Consider the following 17,351-nt stretch of genomic DNA (forward strand, 5'->3'; position numbering starts at 1 on the left):
GCGACTGCGGGGCTCGCAAACCCCGGCTCACTCCTCGCGCTCACGCACCTGTCGCCGGCTTGTACGCCGTGACCAGCTCCCACCCGCCCGGCAGCACCTCGATCCGCTCGAAGCCCACCTCCTTGAGCAGGCCGGTGTACCACTCCGCCTCCCGCAGCCGACTGAAGGCGCTGTCGACGCCGACGAGGAAGTAGCTCCAGAAGAACTGGATCGCCAGCCGGTCGGGGGTGCGGAACTCCTCGCAGATCAGCAGCAGCCCGCCCGGCTCCAGCGCGGCGTACGCCTTCTCGACCAGCCGCCGGGCGACGTCGTTGGGCCAGTCGTGCAGCACCCGGACGAACGCCATCGCGTCGTACCCGGTCGGCAGCGGCCCGGCGAAGAAGTCCCCGCCGACGAACCCCAGCCGGTCCGGGTGCCCGCACCCGGCCCGGGTCTGCTCCACCAGCGGCCCCACTGCCGGCAGGTTGAACACGTCGGCGCGCAGGTCCGGGGCGTCGTCGAGGACCCGTACGGCGAGCGTGCCGTCGCCGCCGCCGACGTCGAGAAACCGCCGCCTCCCGGACCACAGTTCGTCGGCGTGCCGGTGGATCGTCTCGACGGCCGGCCCGACGCCCGCGGACATGCTCCGCTCGAACGCGGCGGTCTGCTCGTCGGTCTTGGGCGGCCACACGAAGTCGTCCTCGGTCATGCCGACCTCGCCGCGCAGGCTCTCGGCGAGCCGGCCGTGCAGGCGCCGCCACGGGTATCTGTCCCGGTCCCGCTCGATCGCGTCCGGCCCGACGACGGACAGCACCGCGTCCTTCAGCCCGGGTACGGCCCGGTACACCGCCTGCGCGATGTCGTCGCCGGGCTCGTCGCGCTCGACGACGCCGAGGCTCTCCAGGCAGTCGAGGAACTTGTACAGCCGCAGCGGCCGCGCCCCGAGGCGCTCTGCCAGGTCGCCGAGGCGGCCCGGCCCGGCCTCCAGGGCGTCGAGCAGCCCGACGGCGAGCGCGGTCTCCAGCACGTCCACGGCCTTGGGTCCGTTGACGAGCAGGCTCATCAGCGCCCGGGGGGACAGGGTGACGCTCATCGGTCGTCGCCCCCTCGCCGCTCGCTCTCCAGCGCGTCCATGAACTCGTCGATCTCCTCGAGGGTGTTGTAGACGTGCGGGCCGACCCGCAGGTAGCCGCGCCAGGAGCAGACCAGGTTCCGCTCGGCGAGTCGCCGCTTGACCGCCTCCCCGTCGGGGACGTCCAGGCACACCACGCCGCCGCGCCGGTGCGGCTCGGTGGGGCTGACCACCGGGATGCCGGCCGCCTCGGCGCGGTCGATGATCCGCTGGGTGCAGGCCAGCGAGTGCGCCCGGATCGCCGGCATGCCGACGCCGGCCAGCAGGTCCAGGCCGACCTGGGAGGCCAGCGAGGTCAGCGGGTACGGCGTGCCGCCGGCGAACCGCTGGGCCCCGGCCGCCCAGCCGGTCGACGGCTGGAACGTCATCGCCCGGTCGCCGGCCTGCCAGCCCGTCGCCGCCGGTTCCAGGTCGCCCACCAGGTCGGGCCGCACGTAGAGGAAGGCGGTGCCGACGCCGCACAGCCACTTGTGCGACCCGCCGAGGACGACGTCGACCCCGAGCGCGGCCACGTCCAGCGGCACGACGCCGACCGTCTGGAAGGCGTCCACGACCACCAGGGCGCCGACGTCGTGGGCGCGCCGGACCAGGCGCGCCAGGTCCAGGGTGGCCCCGGAGCTGAAGCTGGCGTGCGGCACACACACCAGCAGCGTCCGCTCGTCGATGTGTCGTTCGAGGGCGTCCTCGTCGAACCGCGGCCCGCCGGTGCCGACCACGTCGAGGCGGGCGCCGTAGCGGCGGAACGCGTTCCAGACGAACGGCACGGTCGGGAACTCCAGGTCGGTGGTGACGACCCGGTCGCGGGGCGGGCGGTAGTCGAAGCAGGAGGCGACCCGCGCCAGCAGGGTGCTCAGGTTCGCGTCGGTGACCACGCTGCCCGGCGGCGCGCCGATCAGCGTGGCCACAGAGTCGGCGTACCGGCCCAGGCCCTCCAGCCAGCCCTGCCACACGTCGTCCCGCCAGGTGCGTAGCGTCTCCCAGTAGCGGGCCAGCACGTGCTCCACGTCCCGGGGCACCGCGCCGGTGGAGTTGCTGTTGAGGTAGACGCAGCTTTCCAGCAGGGGGAACTTGGCGCGCAACGCGGCGTGCGGGCCGGCGTCGAGCGGCCGGGCCACGTCGGCGGCGGATTCCAGGTCGGATGTGCTCACTCGGGGCAGCCTCCAGTAGCGTCGGGCGGGGTCTTCGGGCGGTAGCCGTCACGGGCGGTGACCACCGGGGCGGGTGCGCGGCTGGAACACCGCGGCGGCGTACGCGGCCATGTCGACGAAATGTTTGCCGGCGCGGTGGCCCGCCCGAGCGCCCCCCGGGGTGGGGAAACTGCGGAATCGGTGGTGCCCGACAGCCGTGTCGGCAGTTCGCACACGAACCGTGGCTCGATATGAAGATGCCATCGAACACGAACGGCGATGTGCCCGAAGATTTGCGGAACGGATTTTCCGGTTTCAGATTTCCCCGGCGGGGTTTTCGGCTGGTTCGGGTGCGCGACCGAGCCCGACGCGTACCTGCCACAGCTCCGGAAAGAACCGGTACCCCATCAATTTGGCGAGCATGTTCGCCTTGCTGCCCGGCGTGCCCGCGTTGGCGTGTCCGCCGATGCGGATGGCGACCTTGTAGTGCCGCTCCCGCCACAGGTTGACCCGCTCGTCCCAGTCCGTCATCGCCTCCGCCAGGCGGTACAGCGGGTCCGCCGGTTCGCCGAGGTAGAGCTTGCCCAGGTCCACCTGCCGGGCGGCGAGCAGTTCGGTGAACGCGCGGCCGAGCTGTCGGCTCGCGGCCTGGGCCTGCTTCCAACCGGGCGATTCGGCGCCGGAGCCGTTACCGAAAGCGGGTTGCATCGCCTGGAAGTCGACCGGGTTCAGGTACCGGAACATCTCCAGCTGGTCGGTGAGGAACCGGATCCCGAGCGCCGCCCTCGTCACCATCAGCTCGGCCGCGGCGGGCTCGTCGGCCTCGACGCGGGCGGCCGCCTCGGTCAGGTCGGCGGCTGCCAACTTGAGCCACAACTCAGCCGATTGGTGGACCACCTGAAAGAGCAGCTCGTCACGGTGGATCACGTCTGCTGGGCGCCGTTGCAGGTCGAGCAACTCGTCCGTACGCATGTATCGCGCGTAGTCGGTGTCGCCGTCGCCCGGCAGCACAGGTGAGTAGTCCCGCTTCACGGAATTGTCCCTTTCGATGAGTGTCGGTGGAGCCGTGTCCGACTTGCGATGACCGGCGTGGATCATCGCGGCGGCCATTATCTACCGACGAAAGGCAATTAGTCACGCCCTCGTTACCCAAACTCCGGCGCGGAGGAAAAGGGACTTTCCCAGTGCTTTACGTGCATTAAGGGACTGGGCATTATCACATTCACAAAGTTCAGTCAATGGTGTCGTGAATGGTGCCACTGTTCGGTTACCGCATGAGCAGAGGGTGTTGCTGCGAGCGCAGTGGGTGAGATGGCTGGGGTGGCTCAACCGCCCAGGGTCAGGTCGAGCACCGACCCCAGCCCGTTGGCCCGGCCCGGCTCCGCCTCCGGCAGCACCAGCACGGCGCAGCCGGCCCGGACCGCGCCGGCGTCGGCGGCGGTATCCCCGACCATCAGCGCCCGCTCCGGATCCACCCCGAGCATCCCGCACGCCCGCAGGAAGATCCCCGGGTCCGGCTTGCACCGCCCCACCTCGTACGACAGGGCGTAGGCGTCGATCAGCCCGTCGAGCCCCCAGGCGGCGAACAGCGGCCGGATGTCGAATCCGATGTTGCTCACCACCGCCACCTTCACCCCGCCCCGCCGCAGCGCCGCCAGGGTCGCGGCGGTGTCCGGGTACGGCACCCACCCCTCCGGGACCAGCACCCGCTCGTACAGCGCGTCGGCGAAGCCGTCGATGCCGGCGTCCACCGTCCCGGCCAGCCCCGTGTACGCGCCCCGGTGCGCGTGCGGGTACAGGTCCCGGTCGGCCCACAACTCGGCCAGCGCCGGCGGCACCCGGGCCGGCAGCGGCCCGCCGGCCCGGCCGGCGGTGAGCAGCCGGTCGGCCAGCGCCGTGGCGCGGACGCGTTCCAGGGTCACCCCGCAGGCCCGCGCCGCGGCGAGCACCCACTCGTGCGGCTCCTCCACCTGGGCGAGGGTGCCGTGGAAGTCGAACAGCACGGCCTCGACGGGCCGGCGCGACGCCCGGGCCACGCCCTCGTCGGCGCCGCGGGAAGTCAGATGGGACGGTTCGGCATGCTCCGGCACGCCGTGCACCCTACCGATCGCCCCCGGGGCCCCTGTCGCATGGCCTTGGCCGGTGGCGCCGCGACGCACGCATTAATCTTGAAGACATGTCGAGTCCCGCCGAGCGGTACGCCGCGGCGCGCCGCCGGGCCGCGCAGGCCGCACAGTTTCCGGCGTTGGACGAGTTCGCCCTCGACCTGGGGTTCGATCTCGACGACTTCCAGCGGGAGGCGTGCCAGGCCCTCGAACGGGGCAGCGGCGTGCTGGTCTGCGCCCCGACCGGCGCAGGCAAGACCGTGGTCGGCGAGTTCGCCGTGCACCTGGCGCTGCGCGGCGCGCCCGGCCGGCCGGCCGGGGACGGCGGCGCGGCCACCGCCCGGCGCAAGTGCTTCTACACCACGCCGATCAAGGCGCTGTCCAACCAGAAGTACCACGACCTGGTGGACCGCCACGGGGCCGACCAGGTCGGGCTGCTCACCGGCGACAACGCGATCAACGGCGACGCGCCCGTGGTGGTGATGACCACCGAGGTGCTGCGCAACATGCTCTACGCCGGCTCGGCCACCCTCGAGGGCCTGGCGTACGTGGTGATGGACGAGGTGCACTACCTCGCCGACCGGTTCCGCGGCGGCGTCTGGGAAGAGGTGATCATCCACCTGCCCGCCTCGGTCACCCTGGTCTCGCTGTCGGCCACCGTCTCCAACGCCGAGGAGTTCGCCGACTGGCTGGTCACCGTCCGCGGCGAGACCGCCGTGGTGGTCAGCGAGCACCGGCCGGTGCCGCTGTGGCAGCACATGCTGGTCGGTCGGCGGATGTTCGACCTGTTCCACGACGCAGACGCCGCCCGCAAGCACGACGTGCACCCGGAGCTGCTGCGCTACACCCGCGACACCATGCGCCGCCTGGAGTTGGGGGAGGGGCGCAGCGCCTTCCCGGGCGGCGGCCGGCGCGGCCCGCGCTGGCGCGGCCCGCTGCGCCCCGACATCGTCGACCGCCTCGACCGGGAGGGGCTGCTCCCGGCGATCCTGTTCATCTTCAGCCGCGCCGGCTGCGACGCCGCCGTCCAGCAGTGCCTCGCCGCCGGCCTGCGCCTGACCTCCCCCGAGGAGCGGGCGGAGATCCGCCGCGTCGTCGAGTCGCGGATCACCGCCATCCCGGGCGAGGACCTGTCGGTGCTCGGCTACTGGGAGTGGCTCGACGGCCTCGAGCGCGGCCTCGCCGCCCACCACGCCGGCATGCTCCCGGCGTTCAAGGAGGTCGTCGAGGAGCTGTTCGTCCGGGGCCTGGTCAAGGCGGTCTTCGCCACCGAGACCCTCGCTCTGGGCATCAACATGCCGGCCCGCTGCGTCGTGCTGGAACGCCTCGTGAAGTTCAACGGCGAGGCCCACGTCGACCTCACCCCCGGCGAGTACACGCAGCTCACGGGCCGCGCCGGGCGCCGGGGCATCGATGTCGAGGGCACGCCGTCGTCGTGTGGTCGCCCGAGACGGACCCCCGGCACGTGGCCGGGCTGGCCTCCACCCGCACCTACCCGCTGCGCTCCAGCTTCCGGCCGTCGTACAACATGGCCGTCAACCTCGTCGGCAGCGTCGGGGCCGAGCCGGCCCGTGCCCTGCTGGAGTCCTCGTTCGCCCAGTTCCAGGCGGACCGGTCGGTGGTCGGCCTGGCCCGGCAGGTGCAACGCAACACCGAGACCATCGATGCGTACGGCGCGGAGGCGGCCTGCCACCACGGCGACTTCGACGAGTACTTCGCGTTGCGGGTGGCCATCGCCGACCGGGAGCGGGCGCTGGCCCGGCAGGGCCAGCACCAGCGCAAGGCGGCGGCGGTGGCGTCGCTGGAGCGGCTGCGTGTCGGCGACGTGATCCGGGTGCCCTCGGGGCGCCGGGCCGGCCTCGCGGTCGTCCTGGACCCGGCCACCGGCGGGTTCGGCGAGCCCCGCCCGCTGGTGCTCACCCAGGACCGCTGGGCCGGGCGGGTCAGCGCCGGCGACTTCACCACCCCCGCCGAGGTCCTCGCCCGCATCCGTGTGCCCAAGCACTTCAACCACCGCTCCCCGGCGGCCCGGCGGGACCTGGCCGCCGCCGTCACCGGCACCGGGCTCGACCGGCACGGCGGCCGGCGTGGCGGCCGGTCCCGGGCTGCCGGCGGCGAGGACCACGCGCTCACCCAGTTGCGCGGCGAGCTGCGCGGGCACCCCTGCCACGCCTGCCCGGACCGGGAGGAACACGCCCGCTGGGCGGAGCGGCGCCGCCGGCTCGAGCGCGACACCGAGGAGCTGCGCCAGCGGGTCGCCGGCCGCACCGGCTCCCTCGCCCGCACGTTCGACCGGATCGTCGCCCTGCTCACCGCGCGCGGCTACCTGTCCGCCGACGGGGCGGTCACCGACGCCGGGCGGATGCTCGGCCGGATCTGGACCGAGGCCGACCTGCTGGTCGCCGAGTGCCTGCGCCGGGGGTGTGGGACGGGCTGTCCCCGGCCGAGCTGGCCGCCGCCGTGTCCGTGGTGGTCTTCGAGGCCCGCCGCGACCTCGACGAGCGGGCGTCGCTGCCGCGCGGGCCGGTGGCGGAGGCCGTGGAGGAGACCCTCAAGCTGTGGGGCGAGATCGAGGCCGACGAGGCCGGCCGGGGGCTGGCCGTCACCCGGGAGCCAGATCTCGGGTTCGCCTGGCCCGTCTACCGCTGGGCGCGGGGCGAGGTCCTGGCCAAGGTGCTGGCCAGCGGCCACCAGCTCGACGGCGAGATGCCCGCCGGGGACTTCGTCCGGTGGGCGCGGCAGGTCGTCGACCTGCTCGGCCAGCTCGCCGACTCCGGCGGCGCGTCGGCTGACCTGCGGTCCACCGCCCGGCAGGCCATCGCCGCGATCAACCGCGGCGTGCTCGCCTACCACGTCGCCACCTGACCGGCACCGCTGCGCCGGTGCGTCCCGCGCCGGCGCGCACGGCGATCTTGCACTTTGGGCCCACGGAATGGAGTCTTTGCCCGGTTTTGTCCGGGCAGTAAGTGCAAGATCGCGGAGGTGCTCGGCCCGGTCAGGCGGGAGTGGCGAGGGCGTCGACCAGGCGCCGGCAGGAGCCCGCCAGGTTCCATCGCTGGGCCAGCTCGAGCAGCCGGTCCGGGTCGGCCGGGGACTGCGGCAGCGCGGTGGGCAGCGCGGGCAGGGGCACGTCCAGCGCGACCCGCACCACCTTCGGCGCGACGGCCAGGTAGTCGCGGGCGGCGGCGAGCTTGGCCCGCAGGCCGGGGGCGAACCCGGAGGCCGGGTCGTCGAGCGCGGCGAGGATCGCGTCGATGCCGCCGTACCGGTCGACGAGTCGGGCCGCGGTCTTCTCCCCGACCCCCGGCACCCCGGGCAGCCCGTCGCTGGGGTCGCCGCGCAGGGCGGCGAAGTCGGCGTACCGGTCGGCGGGGACCCCGTAGCGGCCGCGCACCGCGGCGTCGTCGCAGTCCTCCAGCTTGGCCACGCCCCGCCCGACGTACAGCAGCCGCACGCCGCGGGTGTCGTCGACGAGCTGGAACAGGTCCCGGTCGCCGGAGACCACCTCCACCGGGCCCGGCTGGGTCGCCGAGAGGGTGCCCAGCACGTCGTCCGCCTCGTAGCCGGCCGCGCCGACGGCGGTGATGCCGATCGCCGCCAGCACGTCCAGGATCACCGGCACCTGCGGGGACAGCGTGTCCGGCACCACCTCGCCGCCCTCGGGCGCCACCCGGTGCGCCTTGTACGACGGCAGCAGCGCCACCCGCCAGTCCGGCCGCCAGTCGTGGTCCAGCGCGCAGACCATCCGGTCCGGCCGGCGGGTGCGTACCAGCGTGGCGAGCATGTCGAGGAAGCCGCGCACGGCGTTGACCGGCGAGCCGTCCTCGGCCCGCGCCGCCGACTCGGGAATGCCGAAGTAGGCGCGGAAGTAGAGGCTGGGTGCGTCGATCAGCATGATGGGGGGTCGGTGAGCCACGCCCGACAGCCTGACACAGCGCACCGACGATGCCGGGGACGGGCGGCCGGCCGCGTGCTCGATCGGGACGGCCGCGACGGCCGCGTGCGGCGGCGTACCCGCGGCGGCGGTCCGGATGCCCGCGAAAAGCGTGGAGGCGGGACCGCGCGGAGGGCAGACTGCCTGGCATGGCGTTCGTACCCGGCCTGACGCTCTGCCGGCGCTTCCACCACGAGGTGCTCGCCCCGCTGCTGGCCGACCGCTGCCCGGGGCTGCGGTACGCGGCGGCGCTGCTCGACGGCGGCTCCGAGCTGCTGGGCCTGGACACCGCACGCTCCACCGACCACGACTGGGGTCCCCGCGGCCAACTGTTCGTGGCGGCCCGCGACACCGACCGGGTTCCCGAGGTACGGGCCGTCCTCGACGCCGGGCTGCCCGCGGAGTTCCTCGGCTGGCCGACCCGGTACGCCGGACACGGCGACGCGCGCCTCGGGGTCGTCGACGCCAGCGGCAGCCGGCACGGCGTGACGGTCGACGAGGTGGGCGGCTGGCTGCGGGACCGGCTGGGTTTCGACCCGACCCGGGGCATCGCCGTCGAGGACTGGCTGGCGACGCCGACGCAGCGGCTGGCCGAGGTCACCGGCGGGGCCGTGTTCCACGACGGCCTGGACGGCGCGCTGACCGCCGCCCGCGCGGCGCTGGCCTGGTACCCGGACGACGTGTGGCGGCACGTGCTGGCGGCCGCCTGGGCACGCGTCGCCCAGTCCGAGCACCTGCCGGGCCGTTGCGCGGAGGTGGGCGACGAGCTGGGCAGCCGGGTGGTGACCGCCGGCCTGGCCCACGACCTGATGCGGCTCGGTCTGCTGCTGCACCGCCGCTGGCCCCCGTACGACAAGTGGCTCGGCACCCTCTTCGCCCGGCTGCCACCGGCGGCGCCCGTGGTCGTCGCGCTGACCGACGCCCTGTCCTCCGGCGCCTGGTCCGGCCGGCAGGCGGGCCTGGTCCGGGCGCTGGAGACCCTGGCGGCCTGGACCAACGACACCGGGCTGGCCGCCCCGGTCGACCCGACCGTGCGACCCTTCCACCGGCGGCCGTTCCTGGTGCTGCACGCGGGCCGGTTCGCCGCCGCGCTGCGCGCCGCGATCACCGATCCGGCCCTGCGGGCCCGCCCGCCGCTCGGCGCCGTCGACCAGTACGTGCACAGCGTCGACGTGCTCACCCACGCGGACCGGGCCCGCCGGGTCTGCACGGCGGTCCTGCCGTCCTGACCGGAGCCCGGTCACCGTCCGTGGTGCACGAACGGCGCCCACCGGCTGGGCTCGTACGGGTTCTGCTGCCGCAGCCTCCCGACCACCCTGTGCAGCGCGCCCGCCGCCCGCGCCGGGTCCACCGCGCCGTCGGGCCCGGCGAGACCGTCGTACAGGCCCTCGGCGACGGCGACCGCGGTGTCGTCGGCGATCGCCCACAGGGTCGACACGACCTGCCGGAACCCGGCGACCTGCAGGGCGGCGGCCAGGTGGCCGGCCTCGTCCGGCAGGTCGGCCGTGCCCATCGCCGTGTGGCAGGCGGACAGCACCGCCAGGTGCGCGCCGTCGAGGTCGAGCTGCGCGATGTCGGCCATGGTCAGCGGCGCGTCGGCGAGGAACAGTGCCGCCCGGCCGCCCGCCCCGGGCTCGCCGTGGCAGGCGAAGTGCGCGCAGCTGTGGCCGGTCAGCGCCGCCATCACCCCCGCCCGGCTGGCCGCCGCCGCGGTCAGCGTGGTGGCGTCGGGGAACCGCGACCGCAGCAGCCGGGCCTCCCGGGCGGCGGAGGGCAGGTCGGGCAGCCCGGTCACGTAGTGCGGCCGCTCGTCGTACGCCGCCACCAGCAGGCGGTGTGCCCGGGCCGCCGAGGGCCGGCGGGCGTGCCGCAAAGCCCGCAGCGTCGGGGTCGTCGACGACACGACGTGGTCGAGCACGCTGCGCCCGGCGGGCGCGTCGTCCGGGTCGTGATAGCCGGCCGCGTGCAGCGGCGCCAGCGCGAGCGGCCCGGTCGGGCACCACCACATGCGCGCGCCGGCCGGGGCCGGGACCGCGGCGAGCACGGGCGCGGCCACCACGTCCCACAGCCATTCCAGGTACGCCAGGAGCACCTGCTCGCGCGGCCCGGACGAGGCACCACCCGTGCCGACCCGGGCCACCACGTCGAGATAACGGTGGGTACGTTCGCCGGCCTCCTCGGCGGTCAGGTCGGGCAGTGGGACGACCCGCACGCCCCCACCGGTCAGGACGAGTGCGTCACACCGGTGGCGGCTGACGTTCACCAGCACCACGGGGCCGTCCGCCGCCGCGGCCGCCAGCTCGGCGAACGGCGTGGGCAGCAGGAAGCGCGCGAACCCGGGCCGGGCGCGGACGGCCGCGACGGCGTGGTCCCAGTCCAGCGCCAGCCGCCGTCTGCGTCCGGCGGCGCCCGGCTCGTCCGACCCCGCCAGCCGGTCGGACTCGGCGCGCAGCTCGGTCAGCCGCTCCGCCAGGTCCGGGTGCGCCTGCCGCAGCGCGGACAGGTCGCTGCGAGTGTCCAGCAGCTGCCCCCACCACAGGGAACGGCCGTGGTCGAGCAGCTCGACGGCCTGCTGCGGCAGACCCGCGGCCACGGCCGCCGCGGCGGCGTCGCACGCCACGGTGGGCCAGCGCGTGACCAGCCGGTCCCGGTCGGTGGCGCCGAGACCCCGCCACACGGTGAGGTGCAACTGCTGCACCGCGTCGGCGTAGGCCCGGGCCGCGTCCCGCCAGTCGCCGCGGCCCTCGGCGGCGAGCTCGGCGCGCAGCCCCGCGAGCGTCGTCAGCGCGTCCATCCGCTCGAAGGAGCGGCCCGCTCCGCTCTCGGCCACCCCGTCGAGCACCGCGACGGCCTCCCCGATGCGGCCGAGGTCCCCGAGCGCCTGGGCGAGGCCCAGCAGGGCGGTCAGGTGGATCGGTGACCGCCGCGGCGCCATGTCGAGGACGGCCCGGAACTGTTCGACCGCGTCGTGCAGGTCGTCCTCGCCGCCCGGCCCCGCCCCGAGGTTGCGCAGCGACAGGGCGAGGTTGAGCCGGACCGGAGGATCGTCCTCGGCGGCCAGGGCGGCCCGCAGGTGGGCCACGGCCGCCTGGATGTCTGCCGGGTCGCGGCCGGCGAGGAACCGCTGACGCAGGCGGTTGCCGAGGTTCGCCCGGGCGACGGTGGCGTCGCCCGGGGTGCGGGCCGCGGTCAGCGCCCGCTGCCCCACCGCGATCGCCTCGTCCAGGTCGAACCGCCGTCCCGAGTGCTCGTAGCGGTAGACCAGCGCGGTGCCCAGGGTGAGCAGGTAGCGTGCGTGCGTCCGCTCGGTGGGTTCGGTCAGCTCGACCGCGCGGCGGCAGTGCGCGATCGCCTCGTCGAGGTCGGCGCCGGTGCGGTCGCGCAGGAACCGGTTGATCAGCGCGGCGGCTAGGTTCGTCAGATCGTCCGTCCCGTCGGCCGGGCTGAACAGCGGGCGCGCGAGCACCTCCCGCAGCAGTTCGACCGCCTCGTCCAGGTCGGCGGCCTCGCCGAGCGTCTCGAACCGGCGCATCAGTGCGGGACCGAGCGGCGCGCCGACCAGCCAGCGGCCGGGGTGGCCCGGGCGCAGCCGCGCCAGCAGCTGACGGCCGTCGTCGGCGATGCGCTCCAGCAGCGCGGCGTCCCCAATTCGCTCGTACTCGCCCAGCAGGTCCGACAGCGCGGCGCCGTGTCGCGCCAGCTCGTCGAGGTCGTCGCCGACCTCGGCCGGTGGGCGGCGCGGTGTCGTGCCGGGCCCGGCGACGAAGGTCAGACCGGGTGGGACGCGGACCTCGGGCAACGGACCGTGCAGGCCGACCACCTCGGCCAGGACGTCCTCGACCGCGGCCCGCTCAGCCGGGTCCGCGGTGCGGTCGGCGGCCAGCCGCAGGTAGTGCGCGGCGGCGTCGAGGTCGGCCACCTCCCCGGTCAGGCCGTAGCGGTCGCGGTGCAGCAGGCCCAGGTTGCGCAGCATGGCCGTCGACACGGCGTGGCCGGCCGGATAGAGGTCGAGCACCTCGCGGGAGACGGCCAGCATCGCGTCGAGCGCCTCGCGCGTGCCGTCGCGCTCGTAGCGGAGCTGGCGTACGTCGCTGAGCAGCGCCAGGAAGGGCGGGCGGTTGGGGTCGCCGGCAGGGCAGCGGCGTACCGCCCCCTCCACCTCCTCGGTCGCCTCGTCCAGCCGCGACGGGTCGCCCGTGCGCCGCGTCCACCGGATCAGGGCGGCCCCGCGCACGGCGCTCAGCGCGGCCCGGTCGGGATGGTCGGGCGGCAGCACGAACAGCACGTGCCGCAGCATCTCGGCGGCGGCGGAGTGCAGCTCGGCGTGCCCGGTCGACAACGCCAGCTGGTCCATCTCCCGGCTGGCGAGCGCGGCCTCCTCCACGGGCCGCTGGGCGCCCGTGAGCAGGCCGAGCCGCAGCGACAGGCCGGCGAAGGCGCGCAGCACGAACCCCGTGGTGTCGGGCTGCTCGGTCGGCGCCAGCCGGCGGAGCTCCCGGTAGGTCTCCACGGCGTCCGCGAGATCCTGGTGCGAGTCGGCGGCCTCGGAGCGCAGCGCCCGCGCCTGGCCGAGCAGGAGCAGGACCGCGAACCGCTCGGGCGCGTCGGGGGCGCACAGGGACAGCGCGTGGTCACCGGCGGCGATCGCCGCGTCGAGGTCGGCGACCCGGCCCGAGCCCTCGAAATCCGCCAGCCACTCCCGGGCCTCCCGCAGCGCGGCGCCGATCTCGTCATCCGTCTGCCGGTTGCGTCGTCCGAACACCGCGGCACCTCCCCGTGCTGGCCCCGGAACCCAGCGTAGAGCAAGGTCGATAGACTCGGGGATCGTCCACCGAGGATCGAAAGGCGGTGCGGGTGCAGTCAGAAGCCGACTTCCTGGCCAGGTGGTGCGAGCTGCTGCCGACCCTGCGGGAGCAGGCCCGCAGCAACGGGGTGCTGGACCGGCTCGACCGCGACGCCGAACGGGTCCGGGAGGGCGCGTCCGCGCAGCGGGCGCTGCGCAAGTGGGGGCCCCGCGAGTCCGTCGGCAGCCAGCGCGGCTGGTCCGACCGCGCGACGGTGGGGCTGGCCGTGCTCCCGGGCGGGGGCCGGCCGCCGGGCGCGGGTTCGGCCGAGTACGCCTGTCCGCGCGACCGCTGCGCCCGCCGGGCCCACCGGGACGAGCACGGCCACCTGCCCCGGTGCACCGCCTTCGACACGCCCATGCGACCCGCATGATCGGGCTGCTCACCGAGGTCGGCAAGCGGGTCAGTGGCCGCTGGCTGACGGCGGTCCTCCTGCCGGGCGTCCTCCTGGTCGCCGTCGGCGCGGTCGCGGTGGCGCTCGGTCATGCCCGGCCGTTCGACCTCGACCAGCTCGCCGCGACGGCCGAGCGCGTGGGCCGCGACCTGGCCGCCAGCCCCGCCCGGCTGGTGGTCGTCGGGTCCGTCGTCCTCGTCGGGGCGGGGCTGGCGGGCACGGCCGCCCGCGGCCTGGGCTGGCTGGCGCAGCGGTGGTGGCTGCGCGAGTGGTTCCTGACCCGCGGGCTGGTCACCCGCTCCGGGTGGTCCAGGCGGTCGCGTGCCATCGCCGCCGCCCGCCGCGCCGGGGTGCCCACCGTCGCCGCATACCTGCCGCAGCGGCCGACCTGGCTGGGCGACCGCGTCCGGCTGGTCGAGGCGCGGGTCCGGGCGCAGTACCACGTCAGCGCCGCCCTGGTGTGGCCGCGGCTGTGGCTGCTGCTCGACGAGGACGCGCGGCAGCCTGTCACCGACGCCCGCACCCGCTACGGCGAGGCCGTCGCGCTGGTGGGTTGGTCGATCCTCTACCTGGCGCTGGGCTTGCGGTGGTGGCCGGCGCTGCTGGTCGGGGCCGGCATGCTGTTGACGGCCTGGCGGCGCCTGCGCGACACGCTGGCCGAGTTGGCCGAGCTGATCGAGTCGGCCATCGACCTGCGCCTGCGTGACCTGGCCGCGGCTCTCGGCCTGCCGCCGGCCGGGGCCGAGGTGAGCGAGGCGGAGGGGCGCGCGCTGGACGACCGGTTGGGCAAGTCGGCTCCGACGTAGACACCCGGGGAGGTGGACACGGTGGGATTCCGTTGGCGCAGGCCGGCTCCGCTGCCGGCCGACCTGGAGCGGCGGTCGCGGGCGGCCCTGGCGCTGTTCGACGCGGGCCAGTACGCGCCGGCGGAACGGGCGTGGCAGCGGCTGCTGGTCGACTGCGAGCGGGAACTCGGCCCCGAGCACCCGGAGACGGTCGTCACTCTCGACCGCCTCGGGTCCGCGCTGTTCCGTCTGCGGCGACTCGTCGAGTCGGCCGACCGGCACCGTGAGGCGCGCCGGCGGGCGGTAAGCACGTTCGGCCGCGACCACCCGGCGACGCTGACGTTCGCCCACAATCTCGGCTGCGCGCTGGTGGTGGCGCACCAGTGGGCGGAAGGTCTCCCGGTGCTGCGGGACACCCTGCGCCGGAAGCGTCGCCGGCTCGGCGCGGCCCACCCGGAGACCCTCGACACCGCCAAGACCCTCGGCGCCTCGTTGTTCATGGCGGGAAACGCGCCGGAGGCCGTGGAGATCCTCGAACCGGCCCACCGGGCGGCGGTGCGTCGCTTCGGGCCGGACGACCCGCTGACCCGCGAGATCGGCGACAACCTCGCGATCGTGCTACGCAACTCCCACCCCGGCCACCGGCCACGTCGCGAGGAGCCGGGGCCCTGACCCCGCGATCCGCTTGCGGGACCGCTCGCGTCCCGGGTGTCACGGTTCGCCCAGCGCTCGCCCGTCGCGGAGGGGCAAGCAGGGTACGGCGGCGCCCGAACGACCGTTAAGCTGACCGGGTGGGAACCGACGAGCTGTACCCCGCCGACCGGCTGGCCGCCGCCCGCCGCGCCACCGCCGCCGCCGGCCTCGACGCCCTGCTGCTCACCCCCGGCTCCGACCTGCGCTACCTCACCGGCTACGACGCGCACGCCGGCGAGCGGCTGACCTGCCTCGTGCTGCCCGCCGACGGCGAGCCCACCCTCGTCGTCCCCACCCTGGAACGTCCCGCCGCGGAGGCGTCCCCCGCGCCGGCCACCGGCGTACGCATCGTCGACCACGCCGACGGCACCGACCCGTACCCGCTCGTGCGGGCCGCCCTCGGCGGGCCGGTCGCCGCGGTCGGCCTGGCCGACCGGATGTGGGCCGAGCAGGTCCTCGCCCTGCGCGCCCTGCTGCCCGACGCCGCCCAGCGCCTGGCCGGCGACGTCCTGCGCGAGCTGCGCATCCGCAAGTCCCCGGCCGAGGTCGCCGCGCTCGCCGAGGCCGGCGCCGCCATCGACGCCGTGCACGCCCGCATGGGCGAGTGGCTGCGCCCCGGCCGCACCGAGGCGCAGGTGGCCACCGACATCGCGGCGGCGATCCGCGCCGCCGGCCACGTCACCGCCGACTTCGTCATCGTCGCCGGCGGCCCCAACGGCGCCAGCCCGCACCACGGCACCTCCGACCGCCCGATCGGCGCCGGTGAGCCCGTGGTGGTCGACATCGGCGGCACCATGCCGTCGGGCTACCGCTCCGACAGCACCCGCACCTACGTCGCCGGCGGCCCCGCCCCGGCCGAGTTCACCGACTACTACGCGGTCCTGCACGCCGCCCAGCGCGCCGCCGTCGCCGCGGTCCGCCCCGGCGTTCCCGCCGAGGCCGTCGACGCCGCCGCCCGCGACCTGATCGCCGACGCCGGGTACGGCCCGGCGTTCCTGCACCGCACCGGCCACGGCATCGGCCTGGACGGCCACGAGGACCCGTACGTGGTCGCCGGCAACTCCCGGCCCCTCGAACCCGGCATGGCGTTCTCGGTCGAGCCGGGCATCTACCTCGCGGGCCGACACGGCGCCCGCATCGAGGACATCGTCGTCTGCACGACGGACGGCGTCACCCGGCTCAACACCACCCCCACGGAGCTCATCGCGCTATGAACGTCGACCGGATCCTGCCCACCGACGAGGCCCACGACCTGCTCGACCTCGCCACCGAGCTGGCCGACCGGGAACTGGCCCCCCGCGCCGCCGGCTTCGAGCAGCGCGCCGAGTTCCCCCGCGAGGTGCTGCGCACCCTCGGCCGCGCCGGCCTGCTCGGCCTGCCGTACCCGGAGGAGCACGGCGGGGCCGCCCAGCCGTACGAGGTCTACCTCCAGGTGCTGGAGATCCTCGCCAGCCGGTGGCTCGCCGTCGCCGAGGCGGTCAGCGTGCACACCCTGTCCTGCTACCCGCTCGCCCAGTTCGGCACCGACGAGCAGCGCAAGCTGCTGCCCGACATGATCGGCGGCGAGCTGCTGGGGGCGTACTGCCTCTCGGAGCCCCAGGGCGGCTCGGACGCGGCGGCATTGACGACGAGGGCCGTCCGCGACGGCGACTCCTACGTGGTGACCGGCACCAAGGCGTGGATCACCCACGCCCGGGTCGCCGACTTCTACAACATCTTCTGCCGCACCGGCGGGCCCGGCCCGAAGGGCATCTCCTGCCTGCTCGCCGACCGGGCCACCCCCGGCATCACCCCGCAGGCCGCCGAGCGCACCATGGGCCTGCACGCCTCCCCGGTGGCCCAGATCGCCTTCGACGACGCCCGCGTACCGGCCGACCGGCTCGTCGGCGGGGAGGGGCGGGGCTTCGCCATCGCCATGTCCGCCCTGGACTCCGGCCGGCTCGGCATCGCCGCGTGCGCCGTCGGCCTGGCGCAGGCGGCCCTGGACTACGCCGTCGGCTACGCCCGCGAGCGGCAGCAGTTCGGCCGCGCGATCATCGAGTTCCAGGGGCTCGGGTTCATCCTCGCCGACGCCGCCACCCAGATCGCCGCCGCCCGGGCGTTGACGCTGCACGCGGCCCGGCTGCGCGACGCCGGCCGGCCGTACTCGATCGAGGCGGCGAAGGCGAAGCTGTTCGCGACCGACGTGGCGATGCGGGTGACCACGGACGCGGTTCAGGTGCTCGGCGGCGCCGGCTACGTGGCCGACCACCCGGTGGAGCGGTACATGCGCGAGGCCAAGGTGCTGCAGATCGTCGAGGGCACCAACCAGATCCAGCGGTTGGTCATCTCCCGCGCCCTGGCCAGGCCCTGAGGCGA

The 17,351-nt window shown here is 75.2% G+C and carries 12 protein-coding genes and 1 pseudogene; 7 read left to right on the top strand and 6 right to left on the bottom strand.

Annotated elements, in window-relative coordinates:
- Positions 1-40: 40 nt before the first annotated feature.
- The 4 genes from JD77_RS25715 to JD77_RS25730 form a co-directional block, all read right to left on the bottom strand.
- On the bottom strand, positions 41-1,072 hold the full coding sequence (locus JD77_RS25715) for a methyltransferase (protein ID WP_145776529.1): 1,032 nt from the start codon (positions 1,070-1,072) through the stop codon (positions 41-43).
- Entirely contained in the window at positions 1,069-2,259 is a 1,191-nt protein-coding gene (locus JD77_RS25720; RefSeq protein WP_246140945.1) for an aminotransferase class V-fold PLP-dependent enzyme, read from the bottom strand. The genes JD77_RS25715 and JD77_RS25720 overlap by 4 nt, the downstream gene beginning before the upstream one ends.
- Positions 2,260-2,553: 294 nt before the next feature.
- A complete protein-coding gene (locus JD77_RS25725; RefSeq protein ID WP_145776530.1) occupies positions 2,554-3,270 on the bottom strand; it encodes a tryptophan 2,3-dioxygenase family protein in 717 nt (238 codons plus the stop codon).
- Between the two features lie 293 nt (positions 3,271-3,563).
- Positions 3,564-4,301 (bottom strand): HAD family hydrolase, encoded by a 738-nt coding sequence (locus JD77_RS25730; protein WP_246141346.1) that lies wholly within the window; start codon positions 4,299-4,301, stop codon positions 3,564-3,566.
- A gap of 113 nt (positions 4,302-4,414) precedes the next feature.
- Here JD77_RS25730 and JD77_RS25735 point away from each other — a divergent pair.
- Positions 4,415-7,208 (top strand): annotated as a pseudogene (locus tag JD77_RS25735) (DEAD/DEAH box helicase).
- A 130-nt stretch (positions 7,209-7,338) separates the two neighbouring features.
- Here JD77_RS25735 and JD77_RS25740 read toward each other — a convergent pair.
- Positions 7,339-8,238 (bottom strand): 5'-3' exonuclease, encoded by a 900-nt coding sequence (locus JD77_RS25740; RefSeq protein WP_170286653.1) that lies wholly within the window; start codon positions 8,236-8,238, stop codon positions 7,339-7,341.
- A gap of 188 nt (positions 8,239-8,426) precedes the next feature.
- Here JD77_RS25740 and JD77_RS25745 point away from each other — a divergent pair, with 188 nt between their 5' ends.
- Positions 8,427-9,506 (top strand): DUF4037 domain-containing protein, encoded by a 1,080-nt coding sequence (locus tag JD77_RS25745; protein WP_145776533.1) that lies wholly within the window; start codon positions 8,427-8,429, stop codon positions 9,504-9,506.
- An 11-nt stretch (positions 9,507-9,517) separates the two neighbouring features.
- Here JD77_RS25745 and JD77_RS25750 read toward each other — a convergent pair whose 3' ends face one another.
- A complete protein-coding gene (locus tag JD77_RS25750) occupies positions 9,518-13,039 on the bottom strand; it encodes a CHAT domain-containing protein (RefSeq protein ID WP_145776534.1) in 3,522 nt (1,173 codons plus the stop codon).
- Positions 13,040-13,131: 92 nt separating this feature from the next.
- On the opposite strand from JD77_RS25750, the gene JD77_RS25755 reads away from it, so the two are divergent.
- From JD77_RS25755 to JD77_RS25775, 5 genes are all read left to right on the top strand, one after another.
- A complete protein-coding gene (locus JD77_RS25755) occupies positions 13,132-13,494 on the top strand; it encodes a hypothetical protein (RefSeq protein WP_145777782.1) in 363 nt (120 codons plus the stop codon).
- On the top strand, positions 13,491-14,321 hold the full coding sequence (locus JD77_RS25760) for a hypothetical protein (protein WP_145776535.1): 831 nt from the start codon (positions 13,491-13,493) through the stop codon (positions 14,319-14,321). Before JD77_RS25755 ends, JD77_RS25760 begins: the two co-directional genes overlap by 4 nt.
- Before the next feature lie 21 nt (positions 14,322-14,342).
- A complete protein-coding gene (locus JD77_RS25765) occupies positions 14,343-14,972 on the top strand; it encodes a tetratricopeptide repeat protein (protein WP_170286547.1) in 630 nt (209 codons plus the stop codon).
- A gap of 119 nt (positions 14,973-15,091) precedes the next feature.
- Positions 15,092-16,207 carry a M24 family metallopeptidase gene (locus JD77_RS25770; RefSeq protein WP_145776537.1) on the top strand — a complete coding sequence of 372 codons (1,116 nt, stop codon included), beginning with the start codon at positions 15,092-15,094 and terminating at the stop codon, positions 16,205-16,207.
- Positions 16,204-17,346 carry an acyl-CoA dehydrogenase family protein gene (locus JD77_RS25775; RefSeq protein WP_145776538.1) on the top strand — a complete coding sequence of 381 codons (1,143 nt, stop codon included), beginning with the start codon at positions 16,204-16,206 and terminating at the stop codon, positions 17,344-17,346. The genes JD77_RS25770 and JD77_RS25775 overlap by 4 nt, the downstream gene beginning before the upstream one ends.
- Positions 17,347-17,351: the final 5 nt, after the last annotated feature.

This window comes from Micromonospora olivasterospora, assembly GCF_007830265.1.
Lineage (GTDB): Bacteria > Actinomycetota > Actinomycetes > Mycobacteriales > Micromonosporaceae > Micromonospora > Micromonospora olivasterospora.